3 protein-coding genes are annotated in these 1,966 nt (G+C 71.1%); all 3 read left to right on the top strand.

Annotated elements, in window-relative coordinates; all coding sequences use genetic code 11:
- A partial coding sequence (locus tag ACE3O1_RS11695; RefSeq protein ID WP_374315207.1) for a hypothetical protein occupies positions 1–644 on the top strand: 644 nt, incomplete at its 5' end.
- A gap of 2 nt (positions 645–646) precedes the next feature.
- Positions 647–1,444, top strand: coding sequence for a sulfite exporter TauE/SafE family protein (locus ACE3O1_RS11690; protein WP_374315205.1), 798 nt, complete (start codon positions 647–649; stop codon positions 1,442–1,444).
- 40 nt (positions 1,445–1,484) lie between these two features.
- Positions 1,485–1,934, top strand: a complete 450-nt coding sequence (locus ACE3O1_RS11685) for a MaoC family dehydratase N-terminal domain-containing protein (RefSeq protein ID WP_374315203.1) — start codon at positions 1,485–1,487, stop codon at positions 1,932–1,934.
- Positions 1,935–1,966: the final 32 nt, after the last annotated feature.

Here is a 1,966-nt window from a genome sequence, read left to right as displayed (position 1 = left end):
GGGGGTGGGGGGCCGGCGGAGGGTGGACGACTCACGGCGCCGAGCGCCCCCCCGGCGCGACCGCCGACCCGGCGGTCGCGTCCGCTGTGGCCGAGCGGCCGACGTCGCGGCTGTGGATCCTGTGGGTGGCGCTGGCCGCCGTGATGCTCGCCATCATCGTCGGCGCTGCGCTGACCATCCCCGCGCTGCTCAACGGGATGCCGGCATCGGGCCTGGGTCCGGCGGGATCGGCCGGAGGGCGCGAGGCCGCGGAGAGTGCGGACGTCCTGACCCCGGAGGCGGAGGAGGGCGCGGTCGGCGCGGTCGAGCTGTTCGATCACGCCTGGCAGTCCGCCGACTGCGAGGAGTACTTCGCCACGACGACCGAGGACTACCGGGTGGCGACCGAGACAGAGACGTGCGAGGACTTCTACGTGCAGTCCCGGGGGTTCATGGACTCCGTGGTCGACTACAGCTCCACCGTCGACGAGGTCAAGGCGATCGGAGCATCCGTCGCCGTCTCCACCGTCGACCGCTACGACGCGTACTGGGACAAGGAGGGCGAGCCCACCGAGACCCTGCATCCCTACACGGACTACATCGAGTACCTCGTCATCGAGGTCGACGGCGAGTGGCGCGTCGACAACTGGTTCTTCAACGGCTGATCGTGACGGACGCCATCGCCGCACGTCCGCGTGACGCACGCTTCTTCCTCGGCTGCGTGGGGATCGGCCTGCTCGCGGGGCTGCTGTCGGGCCTGTTCGGCGTCGGCGGCGGGACGGTCATCGTTCCGCTCCTCGTGCTGGCGCTCGCCTTCGATCAGCGTCTGGCCGCCGGCACGTCGCTCGCGGCCATCGTGCCCACCGCCGCGGTCGGCGTCGTCTCCTACGCGCTGCACGACGCCGTCGCCTGGATCCCAGGTCTCCTGCTCGCCGCCGGCGCGGTCGTTGGCGCGCAGGTGGGCACGTGGCTGCTCCCGCGCCTGTCGATCACGTTCCTGCGCTGGGCCTTCGTCGGATTCCTCGTCCTGGTGATCGTGAGTCTGTTCGTGGTGATCCCGTCGCGCGAGGCGACGCTGGACCTCACGGTGCTCAGCGGCATCGGCCTCGTCGTGCTGGGCGTCGTCACGGGGATCGTCGCCGGTCTCATCGGCGTGGGCGGCGGCATCATCGTCGTCCCCGCGCTCATGGTGCTCTTCGGGACGAGCGACCTGATCGCGAAGGGGACGTCCCTCCTCATGATGATCCCGACCGCCGTTTCGGGCACGATCGGCAACCTGCGCCGCGGGAACGTGGACCTCGTCGCCGCGGCGACCATCGGCGTGGCCGCGTGCACGACGACCGCACTCGGGGCATGGCTGGCCACCGTGGTCGACCCCTTCGTCGGAAACGCGCTCTTCGCGGTCTTCCTCGTCTTCATCGCGACGCAGATGGCGGTCAAAGCCGTCCGCGGCCGCCGCCGCTGACCTCGGACACCGCCGCGGAGGCCCTCGGTAGGATGGCACGGTGCCAGTGAACCTCGAGCTCGTCGGCCGGTCCTTCCCCCCGACGCCCCCTTACCTCGTGGGTCGCGAGAAGGTGCGCGAGTTCGCGCGCGCCGTCTTCGCGACCGACGACCAGCACACCGACCCGGCCGCCGCTCAGGCGCTCGGCTACGCCGACGTCGTCGCCCCGCCCACCTTCGCGATGGTCGTCCAGGACCTCACGCTCCAGCAGCTGCTCGCGGAGCCCGACTCGGGCATCGTGCTCCAGAACGTGCTCCATGCGGAGCAGCGTTTCCGCTACTCGCGCCCGATCGTGGCCGGCGACGAGCTCTCCGCGCGGCTCACGGTGACGGGCATCCGCACCCTCGGCGGCAACGCGATGGTCACGAGCGATGCCGAGATCACGGATGCCGCGGGCGACCACGTGGTGACCGCTACCTCCGTCCTGCTCGTGGGGGAGGGGGACCGATGAGCGCGTTCGAGAGCCTGACCGTCGGCGACGTC

Source organism: Microbacterium sp., assembly GCF_041909575.1.
GTDB lineage: Bacteria > Actinomycetota > Actinomycetes > Actinomycetales > Microbacteriaceae > Microbacterium.
Note: the sequence above shows the minus strand (reverse complement) of the source record. Positions and strands in the feature narration are given on the sequence as shown.